The organism is Xylophilus sp. GOD-11R (assembly GCF_033546935.1).
In the GTDB taxonomy this organism is placed as follows: Bacteria; Pseudomonadota; Gammaproteobacteria; order Burkholderiales; family Burkholderiaceae_C; genus Xylophilus.
Genome location: NZ_CP137854.1, coordinates 2829725 through 2855023, shown reverse-complemented (window position 1 = coordinate 2855023; position 25299 = coordinate 2829725). Strand labels below are relative to the sequence as shown.

Here is a 25299-nt window from a genome sequence, read left to right as displayed (position 1 = left end):
CGGTAACTGATACCTTGTGGGCCAGCTTCCCTTCGCGCGAAGGAGGCCCGTTGCGGTGACCCTGTGCGGTAACTTGGGATCAGATCCTGCAAGAAAGACTGGTGCACGGTGACGGATTCGACGTCGTAGCTCGAACGGTGTCTTGGGGCGCCAGCGGCCCGCGCGGGCCGCTGGCTGACCCCGCGTATCAGGTTGGGAGAGTCGGATAGCGTGCGTTTTTGCGGAGTCACGGCGATGAACTCTCAAGTGGGCGTGGATGTCAGCAAGGCCAAGCTCGATGCGGCATTGCTCAATGAACAGGGCAAGTACAGGACGAAGGTTTTTGCCAACACGGCGGGCGGTTGTGCGGCCTTGCTCGACTGGTTGGCCGCACACGTTGCGGGCGGCATCTCGCAGGTGCATGTCTGCATGGAGGCCACCGGCACGTACCACGAGCTGCTCGCGCTCGCGCTTCATGACCGGGGTGTTCTGGTCTCGGTAGCCAACCCGATGAAGGTCAAGCGCTTCATCGAGGTGGAGGGCACGCGCAACAAGACCGACAGTGCGGACGCCAGGAGCCTGGCGAGGTTCTGCCGGATGACGCGGCCTGAGGCGTGGGAGGCGCCGAGCAAGGCGGTGCGGGAGTTGCAGGCACTCGTGGCGCGACTGGACACGCTGCAGCAGATGCGCCAGAGCGAGCTCAATCGCCTGGACGTGGCGCACGGTGCGGTGCAGGCTTCGCTGCAGGAGATGATCGAAGTGCTCACGAAATCGATCGAGGAAGTCCAGCGCAGGATCCGCCGGACCATCGACGACGATCCCGATCTTCAAAGGCGTGACGGCCTGCTGCAGAGCATTCCGGGCATTGGAGAGCGGACGGTGGCGCAATTGCTGGCCTACATCGGACGTCCCGAACGGTTCAAGTCGGCCAAGGCGCTGGCGGCGTATGCGAGTGTCTCGCCGTTGATCAGGCAGTCGGGCACATCGCTCAACAAGCATCACGGCACGCATGCGCAGGGGCATCGAGAACTGAAGAAGGCGCTGTACTTCCCGGCCATGACGGCCAGCCGCTTCAACCCGGTGATCAAGGCCTTCAGCCAACGTCTGAAGGCGCAGAACAAACCCAACAAGGTCGTTTTGGTGGCGTGCATGCATAAGTTGCTGGCGATCGCTTTTGGCGTACTTCGATCGGGAAAACCGTTCGATCCGAGCCTGGCTTGCTCGGCCAGGGCTTGACGATCAACACGGTGTCTTTCTTTTCTGGCAAAAAAGAAAGTCACCAAAGAAAGTTGCCTTGAAGACGAGCTCGAGGCTCGGTCGGGCCATTGCTTCGCTCGGCCTGGGGAATGTGCCTTCGAACGCTCTAACGGCAACAGTTTGGACAAGGGTTGATCCAGAGCCATGGCCCCGCTTCGCGGGTCGAGGCTGAGAGGGTAAGAACAGTTGACCGCACTGAGCACAGCGACCGGGCCGCGCTGGTCCGATCGCCACGCGCTCTGCCTGCATGGCTGGAACCGCCCTGGCGAGTCGAACGCGCATATGACTTGACCGCTGGCCTGCTAAAAACCAGGCGCACCAACCACATTGACAAGCGGGGCGATGCAACTCGGCTAATCGCTCCGGCCACACCACGGCGCGCAGCGAGCATGGCGATCAAACCAATGCGGCCCCGTCGCTGTGCTCAGTGCGGTCACTTGTTCTTATCCTCTCAGCCTTGACCCTGCGAAGCAGGGGCCATGGCTCTGGATCAACCCTTGTCCAAACTGTTGCCGCTACAGCGTTCGAAGGCACATTCCCCAGGCCGAGCGAAGCTATGGCCCGACCGAGCTTCGAGCTCGTCTTCAAGGGTTTTTCTTTGGTGACTTTCTTTTGTCCCAACAAAAGAAAGTTACCGCGGGTCTGGGGGCGCGCAAGCCCCCAGCTCCACCCTCTGAAAAGAGAAGAAAAAAACCAACCCCTCAACTCCAGAAACTCAATTAGCAAAATCCCGATCAACCCACCGAATCCGATCAATCTCCTCCAAAACCTCAGAAGAAAGCGAAACCGAGAAAGCATCAATATCCTCATCCAGCTGAGCAACCGAAGTGACCCCAATAATCGTACTGGCCACCTGCCATTTGGAATAACAAAAAGCCAAAGCCAGTTGAGTAGCAGTCAACCCATGCGCCCGGGCAAGCGCGTTGTACTTGCGCGCAGAGGCAAGCGCCTCCACCCGTCCCCACCGCTGCTTGCGCACCGACTCATACCGCGCAATCCGCCCCTCGGCAGGCGCATCCGGCCCGGTAGTCCCCGACAAATCGTATTTCCCAGTCAAAAGCCCGAAACCCAAGGGCGAATAAGCCAACAACGAAACCCCGAGCCGATGCAGGGTTTCATCCAGGGCGTTCTCCACCCCCCGAGCCAACAGGCAATAAACGTTCTGAACCGTAGCCACCCGAGGCAGCCCGTGCTGCTCCGCCAAGCGCACGAACTCATGCACGCCATAGGGCGTCTCGTTCGACAAACCGATCGCCCGCACCTTCCCGGCCTTCACCAGCTTGCCCAAAGCCTCGAGCTGGTCGTGGATCGGCGTCTGCGTGGTCTCCTTCGCCGGGTCGTAGTAGATGTTCCCGAACATCGGCACATGCCGCTCCGGCCAGTGGATCTGGTAGAGATCGATTACGTCGGTCTGCAAGCGGCGCAGGCTGGCGTTACAGGAAGCCTCGATGTCGGCGGGCGTCATGCCCAGCCCCGGCCGCACCCAGTCCATGCCGCGCGACGGCCCGGCCACCTTGGTGGCCAGCACGACCTGCTGACGGCGCGCCGGCTGCGCGGCGAACCAGTGGCCGATGATGGTTTCGGTCGAACCGAAAGTCTCGGCACGCGTCGGCACCGAATACATCTCGGCGGTATCGATGAAGTCGATGCCGCGTTCCACGGCTCGGTCGAGAATGGTGTGCGCCAGCGGTTGGGCGACCTGTTCGCCGAAGGTCATGGTGCCCAGGCAGATGGGCGATACGCGCAGGTCGCTTTGACCAAGGGTGACGGGATTCATGGGCATTCGAAAAAAGGACGAGATAAAGATGGATGGAGAGGTCGGTCAGCAATTACAGCAGCTTGCAGCGGTGTCTGCTTACGCCCCCCGCCGGCCCTCACGCAGCGAGTTCCTGCCGGTGCGACGCTTGCGGCTGCATCTCCGCCGTTGGGGCAACGCACAGGCGGATCGCCCGCCGCTGGTGCTGCTTCACGGCTGGATGGACGTGAGCGCGTCGTGGCAGTTCGTGGTGGACGCCATGGTTGAACCGCGTGAGGTGGTCGCGCCCGATTGGCGCGGTTTCGGCCTGACGCAGACACCCGCGACCGATCACCACGCCTTCGACGACTATCTCGCCGATCTGGACGCTCTGCTCGACCATCTGTCGCCCGCCGCGCCGGTCGACCTGGTCGGCCACAGCATGGGCGGCAACATCGCCATGCTGTATGCCGGCGCACGGCCGCACCGGGTGCGCCGCCTGGTCAACCTCGAAGGCTTCGGCCTGCCCGACACGCCCGCCGACGAGGCCGTGGCGCGACACACCCGATGGCTGGACGAGGTGAAGGCGCTGGAGCGCGGGGAGCTGGCACTGGCCGGCTACGACAGCCAGGAAGCGGTGGCGCGGCGGCTGATGCGCAACAACCCGCGGATCACCGCGTCGCGCGCGCTCTGGCTGGCCAGCGAATGGGCCCGGCCGTCGGAAGGGCCGGACGGCACCGAGCGCTGGCGCGTGCTGGGCGATGCGGCGCATCGCGTGGTGCTGCCGCGCATCTTTCGTGCGGACGAGTCGATTTCCCACTACCGCGCCATCACCTGCCCGGTGCTTGCGGTGCACGGCTCCGACGACTCCTTCGCCGCGCGATGGAAGGGCGCCTACGACCTGGCCGAATTCCATCGCCGCCTGCAATCGGTGCCCGACCATCGCACCGCCTGCGTGGCTGGCGCCGGGCATATGCTCCAGCACGATCAGCCCGAGGCGGTCGCCCGCCTGATCGAGCACTTCTTCGCTTCCGGGACCGCGCCGCCGGCTTCGCGTGAGAATTGAACACAATAGCGATATCCGCCTACGGTCCCGCCGGGTAGGCCCTGCCACACTTCCGGGCCTTTTCGGCCGCGCCCCCGCCTCTAATGCGAGAGACATGAATACGCCCGCTTCCATCGACCAGCGCACCTTCAAACGGATCCTGTCCCGCAACCTGGTGCTTCCGCTGGCCGCCGGCGCGCTGGGTGCGGTGTTCTTCGTGGCGCTCATCGCCTATCTCCTCAACGCGATGTCCTGGGTGGAGCACACCGACCGGGTCATCAGCCGGGGCCACGAGCTGTCGGCGCTGTCGGCCGACATGGAAACCGGCCTGCGGGGTTTCCTGATCAACGGCGACGAGCGATTCCTCGATCCCTACGAGGTGGCGCGCTCCCGGTTTCCGAAAGAGAGTCAGCGGCTGCAGGAGATGGTGTCCGACAATCCGACGCAGATCCAGCGCCTGCAGCGGGTGTCGGCGCTGCAGGACAGCTGGCTCGAATACGCGCGTTCCATGCTCGATCTGCGGCGTACCAACAGCGAGGACTGGAGGGCCGCGATCGGAACGGGCCGGGGCAAGCGCTTCACCGATGAGATCCGCAAGCTCATGGCGGACTTCCTGGACGATGAACAGGACCTGCTCAAGGAACGCACCGACACCGCCCAACGGGTGTCCATCGCGACCATCTGCCTGTACCTGCTGTTCAGCGTTGCGCTCGGCGCCGGCCTGGCCTACTACGGGCGACGCGAACTGTTGCGCCTGTCTTCCACATACGACAAGGTGCTGGCGCAGCAGGCCGAACACGCCGCCACGCTCCAGCGCCAGGCCTGGCTGCGGGAAGGGCAGAACGAGCTGGCCGGGCGGCTGATGGGCCAGCAGGCCTTGCCGGTATTGGGTGCCAACGTACTGGAGTACCTGGCGCAACGATTGGGCAGCGTGGTCGGGGCACTCTATGTGAGCGACGACCAGGGCAATCTGCGCCGCGTGGCCACCTATGGCTTCAACCGCGAACTCGAAGCATCGCGCGCCCTGCTGCAACGTGCCGAAAGCCTGGTCGGGCAGGCGGCTGCCGAAAAGCGCCTGATCCGCCTCGATACCGTGCCGGCCGATTACCTGCGGGTGAGTTCGGGCCTGGGCGAGGGCCTGGCCACATCGGGCGTGGTCGCGCCCATCGAGCGCGACGGCGAAGTCAACGGCGTGATCGAGCTGGGCTTTCTGCGGCAGCTCGACGATCGCGACGTGGACCTGCTGACCACCATAGCCGGCAGCGTCGGTGCCTCGACCGAAGCTGCGCGTTTCCGCCAGCGGCTGCAGGACATGCTGGCCGAAACACAGCAGCTCAACGAAGAACTGCAAGTGCAGCAGGAAGAGCTGCGCACCGCCAACGAGGAACTGGAAGAACAATCGCGGGTGCTGCGCGAGTCGCAGGCCAGCCTGGAGACGCAGCAGGTCGAGCTCGAGCGCAGCAACCTGCGGCTGGCCGAGCAGGCCGGCGCGCTCGACCAGCGCAACACCGCGCTGAACGAGGCCCGCAACCAGCTCGAGCAACGCGCCGACGAACTGCAGCGGGCCAGCCGCTACAAGAGCGAGTTCCTGGCCAACATGAGCCACGAACTGCGCACGCCGCTCAACAGCTCGCTCATCCTGGCCAAGCTTCTCGCCGACAACGGCAACGGCAACCTGAGCGACGAACAGGTGAAGTTCGCCGAGTCCATCTACGGCGCGGGCAACGACCTGCTGAACCTGATCAACGACATTCTCGACATCTCCAAGGTAGAAGCCGGCAAGCTCGACGTGCGGCCGCAGGACATGGGCGTGTCGCGGGTGCTCGACAGCCTGCGCGGCACCTTCGACCCGGTCGCGGGACAGAAGGAAGTGGAGTTCGTGGTCGACATCCGGCCCGGCACGCCCGCCACGCTGCACACCGATCGCCAGCGGGTGGAGCAGATCTTGAAGAACCTGCTGTCGAACGCCTTCAAGTTCACCGAGAGCGGCAAGGTCGAGCTGATCGTGGGCCCGCGCAGCGACGGTGGCGTGCTGATCGACGTGACCGACACAGGCATCGGCATCGGCGCCGACCAGCAGGACAGCATCTTCGAGGCCTTCCGCCAGGCCGACGGCACCACCAGCCGGCGCTACGGCGGCACCGGCCTGGGCCTGACGATTTCGCGCGACCTGGCCCATCTGCTTGGCGGCACGCTGACGGTGCGCAGCACGGTGGGGCAGGGCAGCACCTTCACGCTGGGCTTGCCCGCGACCTACCAGGCGCCGATGCTCGCCGCGCCACCCTCGCTGCCGGCAGTCGCGGTGTCATCGCGGTCGGCCCCAGCGGCGGCACTGCCATCGCACGCCCCATCGTCGCTCGCGCCCTCGTCGCGGCCGGTTACGCCAGCCCCGGCGCCGCTGCGCTCGCCAGTGCCCGCGCCCACCTTCGCCGACGACCGCGAAACCACGCCCACGCGCGCCGCCGGCCGCGAGGCGCGGGTGGTGCTGGTGGTGGAAGACGAAACCAAGTTCGCCCACATCCTGTTCGATCTGGCGCACGAACTCGGCTACAACTGCCTGGTGGCGCACGGCCTGGAAGACGGTTTCCAGCTCGCCGCCGCCCACACGCCCGACGCGATCCTGCTCGACATGAGCCTGCCCGACGGCCCGGGGCTGTCGCTGCTGCAGCGCCTGAAGGAAAACGCATTGACGCGGCACATACCGGTCCACGTCATCTCGGCGCAGGACCGCACCGAGACCGCGATGCACATGGGCGCCATCGGCTACGCCATGAAGCCCACCAGCCGCGACCAGCTCAAGGAGATATTCGGCAAGCTGGAGGAAAAGCTTACCCAGAAGGTCAAGCGCGTGCTGGTGGTGGAAGACGACAAGCTGCAGCGCGAAAGCATCGTGCATCTGATCGGCGACGACGACGTGGAGATCACCGCTGTGGACGAAGGCCGCAAGGCGCTCGACCTGCTCGGCAAACAGGTTTTCGACTGCATGATCATCGACCTGAAGCTGCCCGACATGACCGGCAACGACCTGCTGCGGCGCATGTCGACCGAGGAGATCCGGTCCTTCCCGCCGGTCATCGTCTACACCGGCCGCAACCTCACCCGCGAGGAAGAGGCCGAGCTGCTGCGCTATTCGCATTCGATCATCATCAAGGGCGCGCGTTCGCCGGAGCGCCTGCTCGACGAGGTGACGTTGTTCCTGCACAAGGTGGAAGCCGAGCTCTCCAACGAGCGCCAGACCATGCTGCGTACCGCGCGCAACCGCGACAAGGTCTTCGAGGGCCGCAAGGTGCTGCTGGTCGACGACGACGTGCGCAACATCTTCGCCCTGACCAGCGCGCTCGAGCACAAGGGCGCTTTCGTGGAGGTGGGCCGCAACGGCCGCGAGGCCCTGGAGCGCCTGGCCGAAGTGCCGGACATCGACCTGGTGCTGATGGACGTGATGATGCCGGAGATGGATGGCCTGGAAGCCACGCGGCGCATTCGCCAGAACCCGGCCTGGGCGAAGCTGCCGATCATCACCGTCACCGCCAAGGCCATGAAAGACGACCAGGACCAGTGCCTCAAGGCCGGCGCCAACGACTACCTGGCCAAGCCGGTGGACCTGGACCGGCTGTTCTCGCTGCTGCGCGTGTGGATGCCGAAGATGGAACGCTCGGCGGTCTGACCGATGGTGCTGGATCCGGACTCTTCGGCCTCGCCGCGCGCTGCGTCGTCCCGCGTGGACGACTCCGCCGTCGCCCAGGCGAACAACGTCGACATCGAGCTGCGGCTGCTGGTCGAGGCCATCTACCTCAAATACAACCACGACTTTCGTGATTACTCCGTGGCATCGCTGCGCCGCCGAGTGCTGCACGCCATGTCGCAGTTCGACTGCGCGACGGTGTCGGCCCTGCAGGAAAAAGTGCTGTACGACCCGCACGCCTTTCATCAGCTGCTGCAATACCTGACGGTGCCGGTCAGCGAGATGTTCCGCGACCCGAGCTACTTTCTGGCGCTGCGCCAGCAGGTGATTCCGGTGCTGCGCACCTACCCGTCGATCAAGGTGTGGATCGCCGGCTGCAGCACGGGCGAGGAGGTGTATTCCATGGCCATCCTGCTGCGCGAGGAAGGGCTGCTGGAGCGCACCATCCTGTATGCGACCGACATCAATCCGCATTCGCTCGACAGCGCGCGCCAAGGCATCTTTCCGATCCAGCGCATCAAGGCCTATACCGCCAACTACCACCAGGCGGGTGGCTTGCGCGGGCTGTCCGACTACTACACCGCCGCCTACGACGGTGCCCTGTTCGACCGCTCGCTGCGCGAGCACATCACCTTCGCCGACCACAGCCTGGCCACCGACAGCGTGTTCTCGGAGACGCACCTCATCTCCTGCCGCAACGTGCTGATCTACTTCAACAAGCGGCTGCAGGACCGGGCTTTCGGGCTGTTCGCCGAATCGCTCTGCCGGCGCGGCTTTCTGGGCCTGGGCAGCAAGGAGACGCTCGACTTCTCCCTGCATGCGCCCGCGTTCGAGCCGCTGGTGAAGGCCGAACGCATCTACCGCAAGCGTTGAAGCAGCCGATGTCGCCCCCCGATTCGCCGCCCGCCGCCCGTGCTATAGAGGCCGTCGCCGTGGGTGCCAGCGCCGGCGGCGTCGCGGCCCTGCTGCGGCTGTTCTCCGCGCTGCACGCGGGTTTTCGGCTGCCCATCTTCACCGTGCTGCACATGCCAGACGACCACGACAGCGGCCTGGCCGACCTGTTCGCCATGCGGCTGCCGATCGCAGTGCGCGAGGCCGCCGACAAGATGCCGATCGAGCCGGCCACGCTGTACTTCGCGCCGCCGGGCTACCACCTGCAGGTGGAGGCCGACCACGTGTTTTCTCTCAGCTGCGATTCACCGGTTTTCTTTTCGCGGCCCTCGATCGACATCTTGTTTGACAGTGCCGCGTATGCTTATGGCAACCGGCTGGCCGCTTTGTTGCTGACCGGCGCCAGCGAGGACGGCGCCGCGGGCCTGGCCACCGTGGGTCGCCTGGGCGGCTTCACGGCGGTGCAAGACCCTGCCGACGCGCAGATCGCCACCATGCCCCAGGCGGCCATCGACCGGCGCCGCCCCGACCTTGTGCTACCGCTGACCGCATTGCAGACCCTGCTGCTCGACCTCGACGCCAACGGTCGGCCGGATACGCGGCCGGCCGCGCCGAAGGCCAGGCCCTGATTTCGAAAATTGTTCCGTTCCATGCTCACCGAAGCCCAGATACTCATCGTCGACGACCTGCCCGAGAACCTGCTCGCACTCGACGCCCTGATCCGCCAGCCGGGCATCGCGGTGCACCAGGCGCAATCGGCCGACCTGGCACTGGCGCTGCTGCTGGAGCAGGAATTCGCCCTGGCCATCCTCGACGTGCAGATGCCCGGCATGAACGGTTTCGAACTGGCCGAACTCATGCGCGGCACCGAGCGCACCCGCCATATCCCGATCGTCTTCGTGAGCGCTGCCGGCAGCGAGCTCGGCTATGCCTTCCGCGGCTACGAATCGGGCGCGGTCGATTTCCTGCACAAGCCGATCGATCCGCACGCGGTCAAGAGCAAGGTGACGGTGTTCGTCGACCTCTGGCGGCAGCGCCGCGCGGTGCGCACCCAGCTCGAAGCGCTGGAAGATGCCCGCCGGCGCCAGCAGGTGCTGCTCGACGAGCTGCAGACCACGCAGCAGGAACTGCAGCGCGCGGTGCGCATGCGCGACGAGTTCATGTCGATGGTTTCGCACGAAATGCGCACGCCGCTCAACACGCTGTTCCTGGAGGCGCAGGTGCGCAAGATGCACCTGGCTCGCGGCAACCTCAAGGCTTTCGAGCCGGCGCCGCTGAAGGCCATGGTCGAGCGCGACGAGCGGCAGATCCAGGCCATGATCCGGCTGATCGACGACATGCTCGACGTGACGCGGCTGCAGCGCGGCACGCTGTCGATCACGCCGCGCCGCTTCGACATCGCGGTCACCCTGCGCAGCATCGTCGAAGGTTTCTGCCAGCAGGCGGCGGCTGCCGAATGTCCGCTGGCGCTCGAGGCGCCCGAGGCGCTGGCCGTGGAGCTCGACGAGTTCCGGGTGGAGCAGGTGGTGGCCAACCTGCTGACCAACGCCTTTCGCTACGGCCCGGGCAAGCCGGTGCAGGTAGAGCTGCGCGAGCACGAGGCGGGCGTGGAGATCACCGTGCGCGACAGCGGGCGCGGCATCGCGGCCGAAGACACGCAGCGCATCTTCGAGCAGTTCGAGCGCGCGGTCGACAACCGGGTGTCGGCCGGACTCGGCCTGGGCCTGTTCATCTGCCGGCAGATCGTGGAGGCCCACGGCGGCCGGATCTGGGTGGAGAGCGAGCCGGGCCGGGGCTCGGCCTTCTTCGTGTGGTTGCCGCGGATCGCGGCCGAGGTCGCGGGCGAAACCTGACGATCTCGCCCCGGCAGTCGGGCCCGATGCGGCCCGGCCCGGCGATCAGCCCTTGAACACCTTGCGCGCCCGCACGCCGATCTGCAGCAGACGCAGGTAGCCGTGGGGCAGGGCGGCCTGCTCGTGGCTGAGCGAGCGGCGGATATGGTCGGCCTCAGGGTGCAGGCGCGGCTGCTTGAGCACCACGCCTTCTTCGTCACGCAGTACCGCGACCGATGGGGCCTCGGCCCGTTCGCCGTTCTGCACCACCACGGCGGTCTCGCCCGATTCGAGCTGCACGAAGCTGCCGGGAGGAAATCGCCCCACCGCGCGCAAGAGAGCCTGGCCGATGAGCGTGATGTAGTTGTTGCCCCGGCCTTCCACCAGCGCGCCGAAGGAATCGGCGGCGGTGCGGCCGCCCCGGCTGGCGCGCGGGCTGATCATGGCCGCGTAGCGATCGATGGCCGAGAGGATGTGCGGCAGCTGCATCGGCTGCGCGAGCGAATTCCAGGCCGGCAGACGGGCATTGCCGCTTTCGACGTGGTGGTCGCGCACCAGCTCGAGCCACAGGCCGTCGTCCACGCCCAGGCGGCGCAGCAGCAGGGCGCTGTCTTCCATATGCCGGTCGACGACCACGCGCTGGGCGCTGGAGAGCCGGTCGGTCTGCAGGGCGAGCTCGTCCTGCAGCTGTGTCATGGAGACGTTCATCGTCATGGCCGCGCGCACCAGCGCGTCGCGGCCCGCCGGATGCAGGCGCATCTCCTGGGCCAGCAGATGGCAGAGCGTGGCGCAGACCAGCGCGTGCGAGGCGCTGTAGCCGACCGACGAGGTGGACGCCAGCTGGAACAGCAGGAACAAGGCGGTGTCGTTGTCGGCCCGCACCAGCGCCTGCATCCACTGGTCGTACTGCAGGATCTTGCGCGGAAACTCCTGCACCGCCTGCGGATGGGCGAGCACCATGGAGAGCCCGCTCTCCAGGTCGGACCACAGACCGAGCAGGTCTTCGCTGCCCTGCTCGTGCGGCAGGGGAACGGCGGTCGGGAGCGGCGGAATCGCCATCTGCGCAGAAGCGGTGCTCGCGAGGGTCGTCGGTCCGGGGCGGATCAGTCGCGGAAGTTGTTGAAGGACAGCGGCACGTCGGTCACGTCCTTCTTGAGCAGGGCGATGGCGCCTTGCAGGTCGTCGCGCTTGGTGCCGGTGACCCGCACCGTGTCGCCCTGGATGGAGGCCTGCACCTTGATCTTGCTGTCCTTGATCAGGCGCTGAATCTTCTTGGCCAGCTCCGACTCGATGCCGTTGCGCACCTTGATGACCAGCTTGACCTTGTCACCGCCGATCTTCTCGACCTTGCCCTTGTCGAGAAAGCGCACGTCGACATTGCGCTTGGTGAGCTTGTTGCGCAGCAGGTCTTCCACCTGGTCGAGCTGGAACTCGGCGTCGCCGAAGAGGGTGATTTCCTTGTCCTTGAGCTCGATCCCGGCGGAGGTGCCCTTGAAATCGAAACGGGTGCCGATCTCCTTGGCGGCGTTGTCTACCGCGTTGCGGACTTCCACCAGGTCGGCTTCGCAAACGGCATCGAAAGAAGGCATGGGATCTCCAACACGAAACTGATAAAAAACAAATGACAGGCGCGGGTTTACCGCAAAGTCCGATGGCTCGGATGTTATGCGAGAAATAACAGCGCTCACGCCTTGGCGAAGGCGGTGCTCACGCCGGCGCGGGTGAGAAAATCGGTCGATGCAAACCGAGCGCAACGTCCCCCTGCAGAGCTACAACACCTTCGGCATCGTGGCCCGGGCCCATCGGCTCGTGCGCATCGGCGCCGAAGCCGATCTGCAGGCGGTGCTGGCCGACGCCGAACTGGCCGCCGTGCCCAAGTTCGTGCTGGGTGGCGGCAGCAACATCGTGCTGACCGGCGACGTTCGCCCCCTGGTGCTCAAGGTCGAGGTGCCGGGCGTGCGGCTGGTCGAGGAGACCGACAAGCTGTGGGTGGTGGAGGCCGGTGCCGGCGAGGGCTGGCATTCGACAGTCGAGTGGACCGTGCAGCACGGCTTTCCGGGCCTGGAGAACCTGGCGCTCATTCCCGGCACCGTGGGCGCATCGCCGGTGCAGAACATCGGCGCCTACGGCGTCGAGCTGCAGGACCGTTTTCATTCGCTCGACGCGATCGACCTGCAAACCGGCCAGCCCTTCACCCTGAACGCGGCGCAGTGCGCCTTCGGTTACCGCGACTCGGTGTTCAAGCATGTCGCCGCAGCGCCGGGCGATTTCGGCCTGGCGGGCCGCGCTCTGATCCTGCGGGTGCGGTTTCTGCTGCCCAAGCCCTGGAAGCCGGAACTCGGCTACCTGGACCTGGAAAGACGGCGCGCCGAAGAAGGGGTGGAGCACCCCACACCGCGGCAGGTGTTCGACTGGGTCTGCGACATCCGGCGTGCCAAGCTGCCGGACTGGCGGGTGGTGGGCAACGCGGGCAGCTTCTTCAAGAACCCGACCGTGTCGCCCGAACAGTGCGCCGACATCATCGCCCGCGAGCCGCGCATCGTGCACTACCCCATGCCCGACGGCAGCATCAAGCTGGCGGCGGGCTGGCTGATCGATGCCTGCGGCTGGAAGGGCAAGTCGGTCGGCAACGCCGGCGTCTATGAAAAGCAGGCGCTGGTGCTGGTGAACCGGGGCGGTGCCGACCCCGCGAGCGCGGCCACCGGCGGCGAGGTGATGACGCTGGCCAAGGCGATCCAGACCAGCGTCTACGAGCGCTTCGGCATCCGGCTGGAGCCGGAGCCGGTGGTCGTCTGATTCAGGCGGCGGGCGTGTCGAGCCCGCCTTGGCGGATGGCGTCGGCCCGCACGGCGATGGCGGCGCGTTCGTCGGCATCGATCCGCTCCAAGTTGCGCACCTGCTGCGCCATGCGCGGCTGCTCGGCCAGCCAGGTTCGGTGGCGTATCAGAAAGTCCCAATACAGCGTGGTGAACGGGCAGGCAGTTTGGCCAGTGCGTTCGGCCGGCCGAAATCGGCATTGCCGGCAGTACGGGCTCATCTTTTCGATGTAGCGGCCGCTGGCCACATACGGCTTGCTGCCCATCAGCCCGCCGTCGGCGTACTGGCTCATGCCGAGGGTGTTGGGCAGTTCCACCCATTCGACGGCATCCACGTACACCGCCAGGTACCAGGCGTGCACCTGCTGCGGCTCCACGCCCAGCAGCAGCGCGTAGAGCCCGGTCACCATCAGGCGCTGGATGTGGTGGGCGTAGCCGAGGTCCAGGGTCTGGGTGATGGCGTCGCGCAGGCAGGCCATGTCGACCTCGCCGGTCCAGTACCAGGGCGGCAGGTCGTGCTGGGCGTCGAGCGCGTTGCGCTCCAGGTAGCCGGGCATTTGGGTCCAGTAGATGCCGCGCACGTATTCGCGCCAGCCCAGGATCTGCCGGACGAAGCCTTCGACGCAGTGCAGCGGCGCGCGGCCGGCTTGCCAGGCGGCGACGGCGGCATCCACGGCTTCGCGCGGATCGATCAGCTTCAGGTTGAGCGCTGCCGAGAGCTGGGAGTGGTAGAGCCAGGGTTCTTTCGGCCACATCGCGTCCTGGAAATGGCCGAACCAGGGCAGGCGGTCTTCGATGAAGTTTTGCAGCGCCTGCAAGGCTTGCGCGCGTGTCACCGGCCAGTCGAAGTGCTGCAGCTTGCCGGGGTGATCGGCGAAGTGTCGGTCGACGAGTTCGATCACCTCGCACGTGATGGCGTCGGGCTCGAAGCGGGGCCGCTCGGGCAGCATGCCGGGGCCGGCGGCGTCGAAAGTCTTTCGGTTGAGCGGGTCGAAATTCCAGCGGCCGCCGGCCGGCTGGTCCGGGTTTTCGGGATCCATCAGCACGCGGTGGCGCAGGCGCTGCTCACGGTAGAAGAACTCCATGCGCAGCTCCGGCTGCGCCCGGGCATGGGCGGCGAAGTCGCGCACGCTGCAATAGAAATGCCGGTCGTCGCGGATCTCCAGCGCCAGCCCGGCGGCGCGGGCCACGCCACGCAACTGCCGCAGCACGCGCCAGTCGCCGGGAGCAGTCATCACCAGACGGGAAGGGCGCAGGCGGGCGATGTCGGTCTTCAGCTGCGCGGCCAGGGTGCCGGCGTTGTCGGCGGCGTCCAGGCGTTGGTAGTGCAGCGGTCGGCCCACGGCGCGCAGGCTTTCGGCGAAATGCCGCATCGCCGCCAGGAACATGACCGAGCGCACCTTGTTCGACCAGACATGGGTGCTTTCCTCGGCCACCTCGGCCATCCACACCGCGTCCTGCCGGTCTTCGAAACCGTCGAAGGCCGACGATGCCGGATCGAGCTGGTCGCCAAGCACCAGCACCAGGTTGCGCAGCGGGGTGTTCATGTCGCGCTGCGGCTGGTGGCGGACGATCGGCCGGTCAGCCTTCGCGGCGCAGGGCCGGGAACAGGATCACGTCGCGGATGCTGGCCGCGTCGGTCAGCAGCATCATCAGGCGGTCGATGCCGATGCCGCAGCCGCCGGTGGGCGGCATGCCGTATTCGAGGGCACGCACGAAGTCGTGGTCAAAGTACATGGCTTCGTCGTCGCCGCTGTCCTTGGCGGTGACCTGCGACTGGAAACGCGCGGCCTGGTCTTCGGCGTCGTTGAGCTCCGAGAAACCGTTGCCGAATTCGCGGCCGGTGATGTAGAGCTCGAAGCGCTCGGTGACCTCGGGCCGCTCGTCGTTGGCGCGGGCCAGCGGGCTGATCTCGGTCGGGTGTTCCATGATGAAGGTCGGCTGCCAGAGCTTCTCTTCCACCGTCTCCTCGAAGAACAGCACCTGCAGGCTGGCCAGGCTGCGGCCGGACAGGCGGTTCTTTTCTTCTGAGAGCCCGAGCTTGCGCAGGGCGGCCGTCAGCCAGGCGGCGTCCTCGACCTGGGCTTCGGTGGTGTCGGTGTGGGCCAGGATGGCTTCGCGGATGGTCAGGCGCTGGAAGGGCACCGACAGGTCGACCGGCTTGCCGCCGTAGCTGATCTGCAGCGAGCCGCAGGCCTTCTGGGCGGCGTCGCGCACCAGGGCTTCGGTGAAGTCCATCAGGTCGCGGTAGTTCCAGTAGGCCGCGTAGAACTCCATCATGGTGAACTCGGGGTTGTGCCGGACCGAGATGCCTTCGTTGCGGAAGTTGCGGTTGATCTCGAACACGCGTTCGAAGCCGCCGACGATCAGGCGCTTGAGATAGAGCTCCGGCGCGATGCGCAGGAACATCTGCTGGTCGAGCGCGTTGTGGTGCGTCTCGAAGGGCTTGGCGTTGGCGCCGCCGGGGATCGGGTGCAGCATCGGCGTCTCGACTTCCAGGAAGCCGTGCGACACCATGAATTCGCGCAGCGCGCTCACCGCCTGGCTGCGCGCCTTGAAGCGGGTGCGGGCGGCGTCGTCCATGATCAGGTCGACATAGCGCTGACGGTATTTCTGCTCCTGGTCGGCCATGCCGTGGAACTTGTCGGGCAGCGGCCGCAGGCTCTTGGTGAGCATGCGCAGGGCGGAAACCTTGACCGACAGCTCGCCGGTCTTGGTGCGAAACAGGGTGCCTTCGGCGCCCAGGATGTCGCCGAGGTCGCTGCGCTTGAACTCGGCGTAGGCTTCTTCACCGAGCGCATCGCGGGTGACGTAGAGCTGGATGCGGCCGGTGGCGTCCTGCAGCGTGGCGAAGCTCGCCTTGCCCATCACACGCTTGAGCATCATGCGGCCGGCGACGCTGGCCGCGACGGGCGTGGCTTCGAGAACCTCGGCGTCGGTTTCGGCGTGGGCTGCCTGCAGCGCCTCGGCCCGGTCGGACGGCTTGAAGTCATTCGGAAACGCGACACCGCCACTCGCGGCCGCAGCGCTGCGCAGGGTGCGCAGCTTCTCGCGACGTTCGGCGATGAGCTGGTTTTCGTCCTGTGCAGGAGCGGCGGCGGGGGTGGCGTTTTGGTCGGACATGAATGGGCGCAGACGGCAGAAATGGAAACGGCCCGAGCGGGCCAGTCCGTGATTCTAAATTGTCGTGAGGGCGGGATTGCCGGATCGCAAGCGAAGCGCGATCCAGGGTTTCCTTCACCCCGACGTCAGCCCGGGGAGCGGGAAGGCGTGAAGGAATCGTTGTCGAGCAGGCCCGAGCTTGCGTCAAGGACCGCAGACGTACTCGTGTACGTCGAGGACCGCAGACGCGAGATCGGGACGCGCAGAAGATTCATGCATGCCTTCCCGTCAGGCAATGCCGTTGCGGGCCAGGATGTCGCCGATGAGTTCCAGGCGCACCACCGGATTTTCCAGCGCCATCAAGCGCTGCTTGAGTTCGGTCGACAGCGGCAGCAGCTCGCACCAGCGGTTGGACACCCAGCCGCAATCGTCCAGCTTCCAGGGCGGCGACAGCGGCAGGGGCGGCGCGTCGGGCACGTCGCGGCGCTGCTGCAGGGTTTCGATGAGCTGCGCCAGCGCGTCGGCGTCGGGTTTCAGGTCTTCCGGCACCTCGACTTCCATGTCGTCGGCGATCGGATCGGCATCGGCCACCCACAGGCCGTGACGCAGTTGCTCGCGCCGCGAGATGCGAAAGCGCTGTTCGCCGACGCAATGAACCATGATCAGGCCAGTCTGCGGGCTCTCGAAAGCGTCGATGCGCGCCAGGGTGCCGACATCGTGGAAAACCTCGCTGGCGCCACCGGCCTGCCGCACCTCGTTGCCGGCGATGAGCGCGACCACGCCGAAGGGCGCGCCGGTTTCGTGACAGCGCCGCACCATGTCCAGGTATCGAACCTCGAAAACGCGCAGCGGCAGCAGCCCGCCGGGGAACAGCACCGTGGACAGGGGGAACAGAGGCAGGGAGCGGAGACTGAGATCGGTCGACATGTGAATCGCGGAAGGCGCGCGGCGGCCGACTATCATCCCACGGCCGCCGCCGGCCGGTAGCGGCAAACCCTGTAATCCGGATGATTTCATGTTGCTGTACCAGATCGTTTCGTTCTTGCTGGATGCCCTTGTTTCCGTCGTGGGCGGTGCTTGTCTCGTGCGGTTCGTGATGCAGCGCCAGCGGATTCCCTTCAGCAACCCGGTCGGGCGCTTGGTGATGGCGCTGTCGGACTGGATCGTGCTGCGTCTTCGCAAGCTGGTGCCTTCGATTTCCGGCTGGGACACCTCCAGCCTGCTGGCCGCCTACCTGCTGGTGCTGGCCAAGCTGCTGTTGCTGTGGGCCTTGCTGGGAGCGCGTTCGGGTATCTACGTACTGCCGGTAGTGGCGCTGTTCGGCCTGGCGCAATTGGCGATCTCGATGTTCACCGCCTTGCTGGTGATCCTGGCGATCCTGAGCTGGGTGCAGCCGTTTTCGCCGATCCTGCCGGTGCTCGACCGGGTATGTGCCCCGTTGCTCACGCCGCTGCGGCGCGCGCTGCCTCAGGTAGGTGGCTTCGATTTCTCGCCGCTGGTGCTGCTGCTGATCCTGCAGGTGATCGGCATGCTGCTCGGGGCGCTGCAGGCCGAGGTGATCGGCATGTTCTGATCGCGCCTGCATTCCGGCCCGTACAAAAAAGCGGGGCCTCGTCGAACGAGGCCCCGCTTTTTTTATAGGTCGGTGCGCCGGATCGGCGCCGGCGATTATTCGACCGCGTCGGCCGGCTGGCGCTGCAGCATGGCCAGCGAGCTGGCGATGGTCTTGCGCAGCTGGCGGCGGTCGGAGATCAGGTCGACCGCGCCCTTGGTCTGCAGGAACTCCGCGCGCTGGAATCCTTCGGGCAAAGTGACGCGCACGGTCGATTCGATGACGCGCGGTCCGGCGAAGCCGATGAGGGCGCGTGGTTCGGCGATGACGATGTCGCCCACGAAAGCGAAACCGGCAGAAACGCCGCCCATGGTCGGGTCGGTCAGCACACTGATGTAGGGCAGGCCCTTCTTGGCCAGGCGGGTCAGCGCGGCGTTGGTCTTGGCCATCTGCATCAGCGAGAGCAGGCCTTCCTGCATGCGGGCGCCGCCGGTAGCAGTGAAGCAGACGAACGGCACCTTCTGCTCGATGGCGGTTTCGACTCCGCGCACGAAGCGTTCGCCGACGACGCTGCCCATGGAGCCGCCCATGAAGTCGAATTCGAAGCAGGCGACCACGAGGTTGATGCTGTGCACCGCACCACCCATGACGATGAGGGCGTCGGTTTCGCCGGTGTTCTCCAGCGCTTCCTTGAGCCGCTCGGGGTAGCGGCGGCTGTCCTTGAACTTGAGCGCGTCGACCGGCAGGACTTCCTGGCCGATTTCGTAGCGGCCTTCCGCGTCGAGAAAGGCGTCGAGCCGGGCGCGGGCGCCGATGCGGTGGTGGTGGCCGCAGGTGGGGCAGACATTCTGGTTGTGTTCCAGGTCGGTCTTGTAGAGCACCGTCTCGCAGCTCGGGCACTTGATCCACAGCCCTTCGGGCACCTGGCGGCGCTCGTTCGGGTCGGTCTTGGCGATCTTGGGGGGGAGCAGTTTTTCGAGCCAACTCATGGGCGGGTCTCCGATGGAGCCGAAGGCTTTCGGCCGGGGAAAGAACGGCCGACGGCGCCGGGGGCGGCACCGTCGGAACACAAGATTTTACTGGTCGAGCGCTTGCCGGATACCGGAAAGGAATTCCCGGGCTGCCGGCACGACATTTTCGCGGGGCTGGTTGTCGATCAGCTGAATGAGTCGGCTGCCGATGACGACCGCGTCCGCGACCCGGCCGACGGCCTTGGCGGTGGCTGCGTCGCGGATGCCGAAACCCACGCCGACCGGAATCGACACATGCTGGCGTATGCGCGGCAGCATGGCCTCGACCGCGCCGGTGTCGAGGTGGCCGGCGCCGGTCACACCCTTGAGCGAGACGTAGTAGACGTAGCCGCTGGCCAGGCGCGCGACCTCGGCCATGCGCTCGTCGGTGCTGGTGGGTGCCAGCAGGAAGATCAGGTCGAGGCCGTGCGTGCGCAACTGTGCGGCGAAATCGGCGGCTTCCTCGGGCGGGTAGTCGACCACCAGCACGCCATCGACGCCGGCGGTCGCGGCGTCGCGGGCGAAGCTGCCGGCGCCGTGGCGGCCTTCGTAGCGCTCGACCGGGTTGGCATAGCCCATCAGCACGATGGGGGTGTCGGCGTCGCGGGCGCGGAAGGTCCGCACGATATCGAGCACCTGCTGCGTGCCGGTGCCCATGGCCAGGGCGCGCTCGCCGGCCTGCTGGATCACCGGCCCGTCGGCCATGGGGTCGGAGAACGGCACGCCGAGCTCGATGACGTCGCTGCCCGCTTCGACCATGCCGTGCAGCAACTCGGGCGTGATGTCGGCGAACGGAAATCCGGCGGTGACGTAGGGAATGAGGGCCTTGCGGCCTTGTGCGCGCAGGCGCTCGAAGGTGGCGGCGATGCGGCTCATGACTGGGTCCCCACGCCCTTGGCGCCGGCGGTGGCGGCGGCTTCGGCGCCCTTGACCAGGTGGCCGCGCATGGACGGTCGGTCGTAGAAGTCTTCACCCGACAGGTCGGCGACGGTGCCGATGTCCTTGTCGCCCCGGCCGGAGAGGTTGACCAGGATGGACTGGTCGGGCCGCATGGTGGCGGCAAGCTTCATGGCATAGGCCACGGCGTGGCTGGATTCGAGCGCCGGGATGATGCCCTCGGTGCGGCACAGGTGGTGGAAGGCGTCGAGCGCCTCCTGGTCGGTGATGCCGACGTATTCGGCACGGCCGATGTCGGCCAGGTAGGCGTGTTCGGGGCCCACACCGGGGTAGTCGAGGCCGGCGCTGATGCTGTGCGTTTCGATGACCTGGCCGTCGTCGTCCTGCAGCAGGTAGGTGCGGTTGCCGTGCAGCACGCCGGGGCTGCCGCGCTGGATGGAGGCCGAATGTTTGCCGCTGTCCAGGCCTTCGCCGGCGGCTTCGACGCCGATCAGCCGGGTGTTCTGGTGCGGAATGTAGGGGTGGAAGATGCCCATGGCGTTGCTGCCGCCACCGACGCAGGCGATGACCGCGTCGGGCTGGCCGCCGTCGAGAAACTGCGGCATCTGCACCAGGCATTCGTTGCCGATGACGCTCTGGAAGTCGCGCACCATCATCGGATAGGGGTGGGGGCCTGCGACGGTGCCGATGATGTAGAAGGTGTTTTCTACGTTGGTGACCCAGTCGCGCATGGCTTCGTTGAGCGCGTCCTTCAGCGTCTTGCTGCCGGATTCGACCGGCACCACGGTAGCGCCGAGCAGCTTCATGCGGTAGACGTTGGGGCTCTGGCGCTTTACGTCCTGGCTGCCCATGTAGATGACGCATTCCAGGCCGTAGCGGGCGCAGATGGTGGCGGTGGCCACGCCGTGTTGGCCGGCGCCGGTCTCGGCGATGATGCGCGGCTTGCCCATGCGCCGGGCGAGCATGGCCTGGCCGATCACGTTGTTGATCTTGTGGGCGCCGGTGTGGTTGAGGTCCTCGCGCTTGAGGTAGATCTGCGCGCCGCCGATCTCGCGGCTGGTGCGCGCGGCGTGGTAGACCGGCGACGGGCGGCCGACGAAGTGCGCGAGCTCATAGCGGAATTCCTCGAGGAAGGCCGGGTCGTGCTGGTACTGGGCGTAGGCGTCGCGCAGTTCGCGGATGGCGTGGGTCAGCGTCTCGCTGGCGAAGGTGCCGCCGTAGATGCCGAAATGCCCGGACGCGTCGGGCTGCTGGTAGTTCTGCAATGACATGGATTACCTCGGTCTGCGCCGACCATCGCGGCGAGGCCGGTGGTCGGTCAGGAAGAAGATGACGGAAGGGAGGCGATGCGCGCATCGGCGGCGCGCACGGCGGAAATGAACCGGGAGATCTTGTCGGCGTCCTTGATGCCCTTGGACACCTCGACGCCGGAGCTCACGTCGACCGCGAGGGACTTACCCCGCGATCGCAGCGCGACGATGCCGTCGCCCACGTTTGCAGGCGTGAGTCCACCACTCAAGACGAGGTGAGCGTCGACGCTTGGAGGAAGAAGTGACCAATCGAATGTCTTTCCGCCGCCGCCATAACCCTCGACATGGGCGTCGAGCAGCAGGCCACGGGCCTGGGCGAAATCGGCTGCGTATTTTACGAGGTCCGGCAAAACGGCTCCAGCACCGAGGGGTACGCGGGCGGCGCGGAGAAAGGGTATGCGGCCATCGCGTGAGGCAGCCAGGCATTGCGCCGGCGTTTCGTCGCCATGGAACTGCAGGATGGCGCCGGGAACGCGGGCCAGGGCCGCGTCGACCTGATCGACCGTCGCATTGACGAACAGCAGCACCGGGTTGACGAAGGGCGGCAGGCGTGCGGCGAGCCCGGCGGCACGTTCGGCCGTGATGTGGCGCGGGCTCGGCGGATACATGACGAAGCCCACCGCGTCGGCGCCGGCGGCGACGGCGGCGTCGACGTCCTGTTCACGGGTCAGGCCGCAGATCTTGACGCGGGTGCGTTGCAGGGAGGGATAGCTCGGACTCATGGAATCCAATCATAGGCGGGGGTGCGCGTAGGCAGGCCCCAGCGCGGGTCGTAGACCGGGCCGAGAAAGTACAGGCCGTCGGGCGCGAAGGTGGGCGCGGCGGCGTCGCGGGAACGCGCGGCGATGACATCGCGCATCCAGTCCGGCGACTGGCCGCCCTGGCCCACCGCGACCAGGCAACCCATGATGTTGCGCACCATGTGGTGCAGGAAGGCATTGCCCTCGAAATCGAAGCGCCAGTAGGCGGTGGCGGAACCGGCCGTGCCCTTGCGGGCGATGTCGGCGCGGTGCAGCGTCTTGACCGGCGACAAGGCCTGGCACGACGAGGCGCGAAACGAGGTGAAGTCGTGTTCGCCGATCAGGTGGGCGGCGGCGGTGCGCATCGCATCGCCGTCGAGCGGGCGAAACGCCCAGCCCACGCGGCCCGATTCGAGCGACGGGCGCACCGGCGATTCGAGCAGCACATAGGCGTAGCGGCGCGCGGTGGCGACGAAGCGCGCGTGGAAATCGTCGGCCACCGGCTGCGCCCACTGCACCGCGATGTCGGGCGGCAGGTAGCGGTTGGTGCCGCGTACCCAGGAGGCGGGCGGGCGGTCGACGTCGGTGTCGACGTGCACGACCTGCATCAGCCCGTGCACGCCGGCATCGGTGCGGCCGGCGCAGACGGTTTGCACCGGCACGGCGGCGAATGCGCTGAGCGCGGCTTCGAGCTTGTCCTGCACCGTGAGACCGGAACGCTGGCTCTGCCAGCCCTGGTAGCCGCGTCCGTCGTAGGCGACGCCCAGCGCTATGCGCAAGACCGCAACTCCAGCGCCGTCACTGCAGCGAAGCCAGCATGCGTTCGGCGCGCTCGCGCACCGAGCCCGAGGCTTCGGAGATGACTTCCTCGATCAGGTGCCGCGCGCCGTCGACGTCGCCGATGGCGTTGAACTCGTCTGCCAGCGCGAGCTTGGTGGCGAGGGCATCGTCGGCGGCGATTTCGGGTAGGTCGGTGGCCGGTTCGGGGGCGACCGGCGCCGGGGCAGGCGTCGGCGCCGGTGGGGGTGTCGGAACCGGTGCGGGAGCCGGGGCGGGCGCGTCGTCCAGGTCGAGCGAGAAGCCGCTCAGGTCGAGCGAAGGCATCGGCTCGGGATTCGACGCGGGCGACGGCGCGGGCTCGGCGGCCGGGCCGATATCGTCGAGGTTGAAGTCGAGGTCGAACTCGGTGTCTTCTTCGGCAGGGGCCGACACCGGGGCGGGCCGCTGGCTGGCGGTGTCGGGCGTGAAGGCGCCGAAGTCGAGGTCGAGCGACGGCGGCAGTTCGGGCTCTGGCTCGGGCTCCGGTTCCGCAGGCGCTGGTGCGGGCTCGGGGATCGGGTCGAAATCGAGGGTGATGTCTTCTTCCGGCTCGTCGTCGGGTTCCGGTTCGGGTTCGACGGGGGCGGGCGATGGCCTCGGCGCGGCAGCGGTCGCCGCGGCGACAGCGCCGGCGGCCAGGCCCGCGCCGGCGGCAGCCGCGGTGCTGAACAGGGGATTGCCCGGCTCCAGCTCCTGGCCGAGCGCCTGGATGCGGTCCCAGTCGGAGCCGGTGCCGCCGGTCAGCTTGTGGGCCTCGGCCGCCAGGGCCTGGAAGGCGGGCAGGTTCTTGTGCTTGGCGTGAATCTCCGCGAGCTTGGCGTGCAGCGCCGTTCGATCGGGGTGATTGCGGATCGCTTCCTTCAGGATCTCCTCGGCCTGGGCGTCGCGGCCGTAGGCCAGGTACACGTCGGCTTCGGCGATCGGGTCGACTTCGCCGCCGGCATCGAGCTGACTGGGCGAATAGGAAGTGGCGAGCGTGGACGGGCCGCCGTCACGGGTGTTGATGTGCTGGCCGCCGCTGGCGCCGAAGAAGGAGTCCGGGCCTTTTTCGACGAAGCCCTGGTCGTCGGCCAGACCGCGTCGACGGCGGATGGTGCGATAGGACACCAGCGACACAACCAGCGCGACGAGCAAACCGACCACGCCGATGACCTTGGGGTCTTCGAAAGGCGTGCCGTCGAGCAGTGAGTCGCTTGGGCGCAGGTCCTCGGCAGGAACCGGCAAGGTGGCGGGGGGCGTGGGTTGCGGCGCGACAGCGGGGCTGGTCGCGGGTGGTGTGGCAGGCGCCGGTGCTGCCGGTGCTTCGGCTGGCGCCGGTGGGGGGGGCGGTGCTTCTGCGGGCTCGGTGGCTGGAGCGGGCGTTGCCGCGGGTGGCGGTGCGGGAGCCGGTTCGGGCGAGGGGGCCGGCGTGGGCACCGGAGCAGGGGCGGGTGTGGGCGCCGGCGACGCCGGCGGAGCCGCCGTGGCGTTGTTGCCGGGGCGGGCGTTCAGTCGGTTGAGTTCATCGACGTTGCGCGAGAGCTCGGCGAGCCGCTGGGCGCTGTCGCGCTCCTGGTTGGCGCGGGCGATGCGGTCGGCTTCCGCCGTCGACGGAGCGGCGGCGGTGGTGCCTTTCGAGAGCGTCAGCCGGTCGGGCGCGGTCGCGGCGGGGCGTCGTTCCTGCACCTGGGTCTGCACGCTGCCACCGGACTGGCGTTGTGGCGCGACCGTGGCCGTGGTGGGCGCACTGGCAGCCAGACGGCGGCGGAATTCGTTGAAGTCGCGGCTCTGGGCGATGACGGTCTGCCGTGCCTGGTCGGCCGGAATCGCGGCGGCATCGGCATCGCTCGGCATGTCGAGCACCGCGCCGGCACGCACGCGGTTGACGTTACCGCCGATGAAGGCATCGGGGTTGGCCTGCAGCATGGCGACCAGCATCTGGTCGAGCGAGACGGCGGGCGCCTTGTTGCGGGCGGCGATGCGGCCGGCGGTGTCGCCCGGGCGTACGGTGACTTCGCTGGCCGTCTGGGCGGGCGGCGCCACCGGCGCGGGCGAGCGAGGATTGGCGGGCAGGGCCGGCGTGGCGACCGTGCGTGGCACCGGCGCAGGCGCGATCGCGGCGGCAGGTGCGGCGGCCGGCGGTATTTGCGGCGCCAGCGGCGCGGGCGCACTGGCGCGCTGGCCGGCGGTGGGTGGGTCGAGCAGCACGGTGTAGTTGCGCGACAGCCGTCCGCCGGCCCAGCTCGCTTCGAGCAGCACGTCGAGGAAGGGCTCGTTGACCGGGCGGGCGCCCAGCATGCGCAGCACGGCACGGCCGTTGGGCTGGCGCTCGATGCTGATCTGCATGCCGGCGAGTGCCGCGTTGTATTCCACGCCGGCGTTGCGGAAAGTCGTCGGCGTGCCGGGCTGCACGGTGAGCGACGAGGATTCCGCCGGGGTCAGGTCGAAGACCTGGACTTCTGCGCGTAACGCTTCGCCGAGGCTGGACTGGACGGTCATGCCGCCGAGGGTCAGGGCGTGGACCGAGGCGGGCAGAAAGGCGCCGATGGCCAGGAGCGCCGCGACGCCGACGGCACTGCGCTGATGGTTGCGGAGGGCAGGGGACAAGGGGCGGTCCGGCACTACCGAGGCGCCTGGGCGATTTCCGTCGACG

Annotated in this window: 20 protein-coding genes; 8 read left to right on the top strand and 12 right to left on the bottom strand. The window is 67.2% G+C overall.

What is annotated here, in order from left to right; genetic code table 11:
- The first annotated feature begins 234 nt into the window (after window positions 1-234).
- Entirely contained in the window at window positions 235-1215 is a 981-nt protein-coding gene (locus R9X41_RS13340) for an IS110 family RNA-guided transposase (protein ID WP_318630940.1), read from the top strand.
- A gap of 736 nt (window positions 1216-1951) precedes the next feature.
- Here the strand turns inward: R9X41_RS13340 and R9X41_RS13335 are convergent.
- Entirely contained in the window at window positions 1952-3013 is a 1062-nt protein-coding gene (locus R9X41_RS13335; protein ID WP_318630939.1) for an aldo/keto reductase, read from the bottom strand.
- Between the two features lie 70 nt (window positions 3014-3083).
- Between R9X41_RS13335 and R9X41_RS13330 the strand changes: the two genes are divergently transcribed.
- From R9X41_RS13330 to R9X41_RS13310, 5 genes are all read left to right on the top strand, one after another.
- Window positions 3084-4037: an alpha/beta fold hydrolase gene (locus R9X41_RS13330; protein ID WP_318630938.1), complete on the top strand. Its 954-nt coding sequence runs from the start codon at window positions 3084-3086 to the stop codon at window positions 4035-4037.
- Between the two features lie 94 nt (window positions 4038-4131).
- Window positions 4132-7680, top strand: a complete 3549-nt coding sequence (locus tag R9X41_RS13325; RefSeq protein ID WP_318630937.1) for a response regulator — start codon at window positions 4132-4134, stop codon at window positions 7678-7680.
- Between the two features lie 3 nt (window positions 7681-7683).
- On the top strand, window positions 7684-8571 hold the full coding sequence (locus tag R9X41_RS13320) for a CheR family methyltransferase (protein ID WP_412556602.1): 888 nt from the start codon (window positions 7684-7686) through the stop codon (window positions 8569-8571).
- An 8-nt stretch (window positions 8572-8579) separates the two neighbouring features.
- Complete coding sequence (locus tag R9X41_RS13315) at window positions 8580-9218, top strand: chemotaxis protein CheB (protein ID WP_318630935.1); 639 nt, start codon at window positions 8580-8582, stop codon at window positions 9216-9218.
- A 21-nt stretch (window positions 9219-9239) separates the two neighbouring features.
- Window positions 9240-10442, top strand: coding sequence for a hybrid sensor histidine kinase/response regulator (locus tag R9X41_RS13310; RefSeq protein WP_318630934.1), 1203 nt, complete (start codon window positions 9240-9242; stop codon window positions 10440-10442).
- Window positions 10443-10487: 45 nt separating this feature from the next.
- Here R9X41_RS13310 and R9X41_RS13305 read toward each other — a convergent pair whose 3' ends face one another.
- On the bottom strand, window positions 10488-11480 hold the full coding sequence (locus tag R9X41_RS13305; RefSeq protein WP_318630933.1) for an HD-GYP domain-containing protein: 993 nt from the start codon (window positions 11478-11480) through the stop codon (window positions 10488-10490).
- 44 nt (window positions 11481-11524) lie between these two features.
- Window positions 11525-12010 carry a YajQ family cyclic di-GMP-binding protein gene (locus tag R9X41_RS13300; protein ID WP_318630932.1) on the bottom strand — a complete coding sequence of 162 codons (486 nt, stop codon included), beginning with the start codon at window positions 12008-12010 and terminating at the stop codon, window positions 11525-11527.
- 148 nt (window positions 12011-12158) lie between these two features.
- Between R9X41_RS13300 and murB the strand changes: the two genes are divergently transcribed.
- Entirely contained in the window at window positions 12159-13217 is a 1059-nt protein-coding gene (gene murB / locus R9X41_RS13295) for a UDP-N-acetylmuramate dehydrogenase (RefSeq protein WP_318630931.1), read from the top strand.
- Window position 13218: 1 nt separating this feature from the next.
- On the opposite strand, the gene R9X41_RS13290 is transcribed toward murB, so the two are convergent.
- The 3 genes from R9X41_RS13290 to R9X41_RS13280 all read right to left on the bottom strand — a co-directional run bounded on the left by R9X41_RS13290 (window position 13219) and on the right by R9X41_RS13280 (window position 17266).
- On the bottom strand, window positions 13219-14784 hold the full coding sequence (locus tag R9X41_RS13290) for a cryptochrome/photolyase family protein (RefSeq protein WP_318630930.1): 1566 nt from the start codon (window positions 14782-14784) through the stop codon (window positions 13219-13221).
- A gap of 34 nt (window positions 14785-14818) precedes the next feature.
- A complete protein-coding gene (gene lysS / locus R9X41_RS13285; RefSeq protein WP_318630929.1) occupies window positions 14819-16360 on the bottom strand; it encodes a lysine--tRNA ligase in 1542 nt (513 codons plus the stop codon).
- Window positions 16361-16627: 267 nt separating this feature from the next.
- Window positions 16628-17266 carry an LON peptidase substrate-binding domain-containing protein gene (locus tag R9X41_RS13280; RefSeq protein WP_318630928.1) on the bottom strand — a complete coding sequence of 213 codons (639 nt, stop codon included), beginning with the start codon at window positions 17264-17266 and terminating at the stop codon, window positions 16628-16630.
- Between the two features lie 91 nt (window positions 17267-17357).
- Here R9X41_RS13280 and R9X41_RS13275 point away from each other — a divergent pair, with 91 nt between their 5' ends.
- Complete coding sequence (locus tag R9X41_RS13275) at window positions 17358-17912, top strand: YggT family protein (protein WP_318635229.1); 555 nt, start codon at window positions 17358-17360, stop codon at window positions 17910-17912.
- A gap of 95 nt (window positions 17913-18007) precedes the next feature.
- On the opposite strand, the gene accD is transcribed toward R9X41_RS13275, so the two are convergent.
- The 6 genes from accD to R9X41_RS13245 all read right to left on the bottom strand — a co-directional run bounded on the left by accD (window position 18008) and on the right by R9X41_RS13245 (window position 25253).
- Entirely contained in the window at window positions 18008-18880 is an 873-nt protein-coding gene (gene accD / locus R9X41_RS13270; protein WP_318630927.1) for an acetyl-CoA carboxylase, carboxyltransferase subunit beta, read from the bottom strand.
- 87 nt (window positions 18881-18967) lie between these two features.
- Window positions 18968-19777, bottom strand: coding sequence for a tryptophan synthase subunit alpha (gene trpA / locus R9X41_RS13265; protein ID WP_318630926.1), 810 nt, complete (start codon window positions 19775-19777; stop codon window positions 18968-18970).
- The gene (gene trpB / locus R9X41_RS13260; RefSeq protein ID WP_318635228.1) at window positions 19774-21063 is read right to left on the bottom strand and encodes a tryptophan synthase subunit beta; all 1290 of its coding nucleotides are present in this window, start codon (window positions 21061-21063) and stop codon (window positions 19774-19776) included. The genes trpA and trpB overlap by 4 nt, the downstream gene beginning before the upstream one ends.
- A gap of 53 nt (window positions 21064-21116) precedes the next feature.
- Window positions 21117-21830, bottom strand: a complete 714-nt coding sequence (locus R9X41_RS13255; RefSeq protein ID WP_318630925.1) for a phosphoribosylanthranilate isomerase — start codon at window positions 21828-21830, stop codon at window positions 21117-21119.
- Window positions 21827-22627 (bottom strand): tRNA pseudouridine(38-40) synthase TruA, encoded by an 801-nt coding sequence (truA, locus tag R9X41_RS13250; protein ID WP_318630924.1) that lies wholly within the window; start codon window positions 22625-22627, stop codon window positions 21827-21829. The genes R9X41_RS13255 and truA overlap by 4 nt, the downstream gene beginning before the upstream one ends.
- Before the next feature lie 19 nt (window positions 22628-22646).
- On the bottom strand, window positions 22647-25253 hold the full coding sequence (locus R9X41_RS13245; protein ID WP_318630923.1) for a motility hub landmark protein FimV: 2607 nt from the start codon (window positions 25251-25253) through the stop codon (window positions 22647-22649).
- Window positions 25254-25299: the final 46 nt, after the last annotated feature.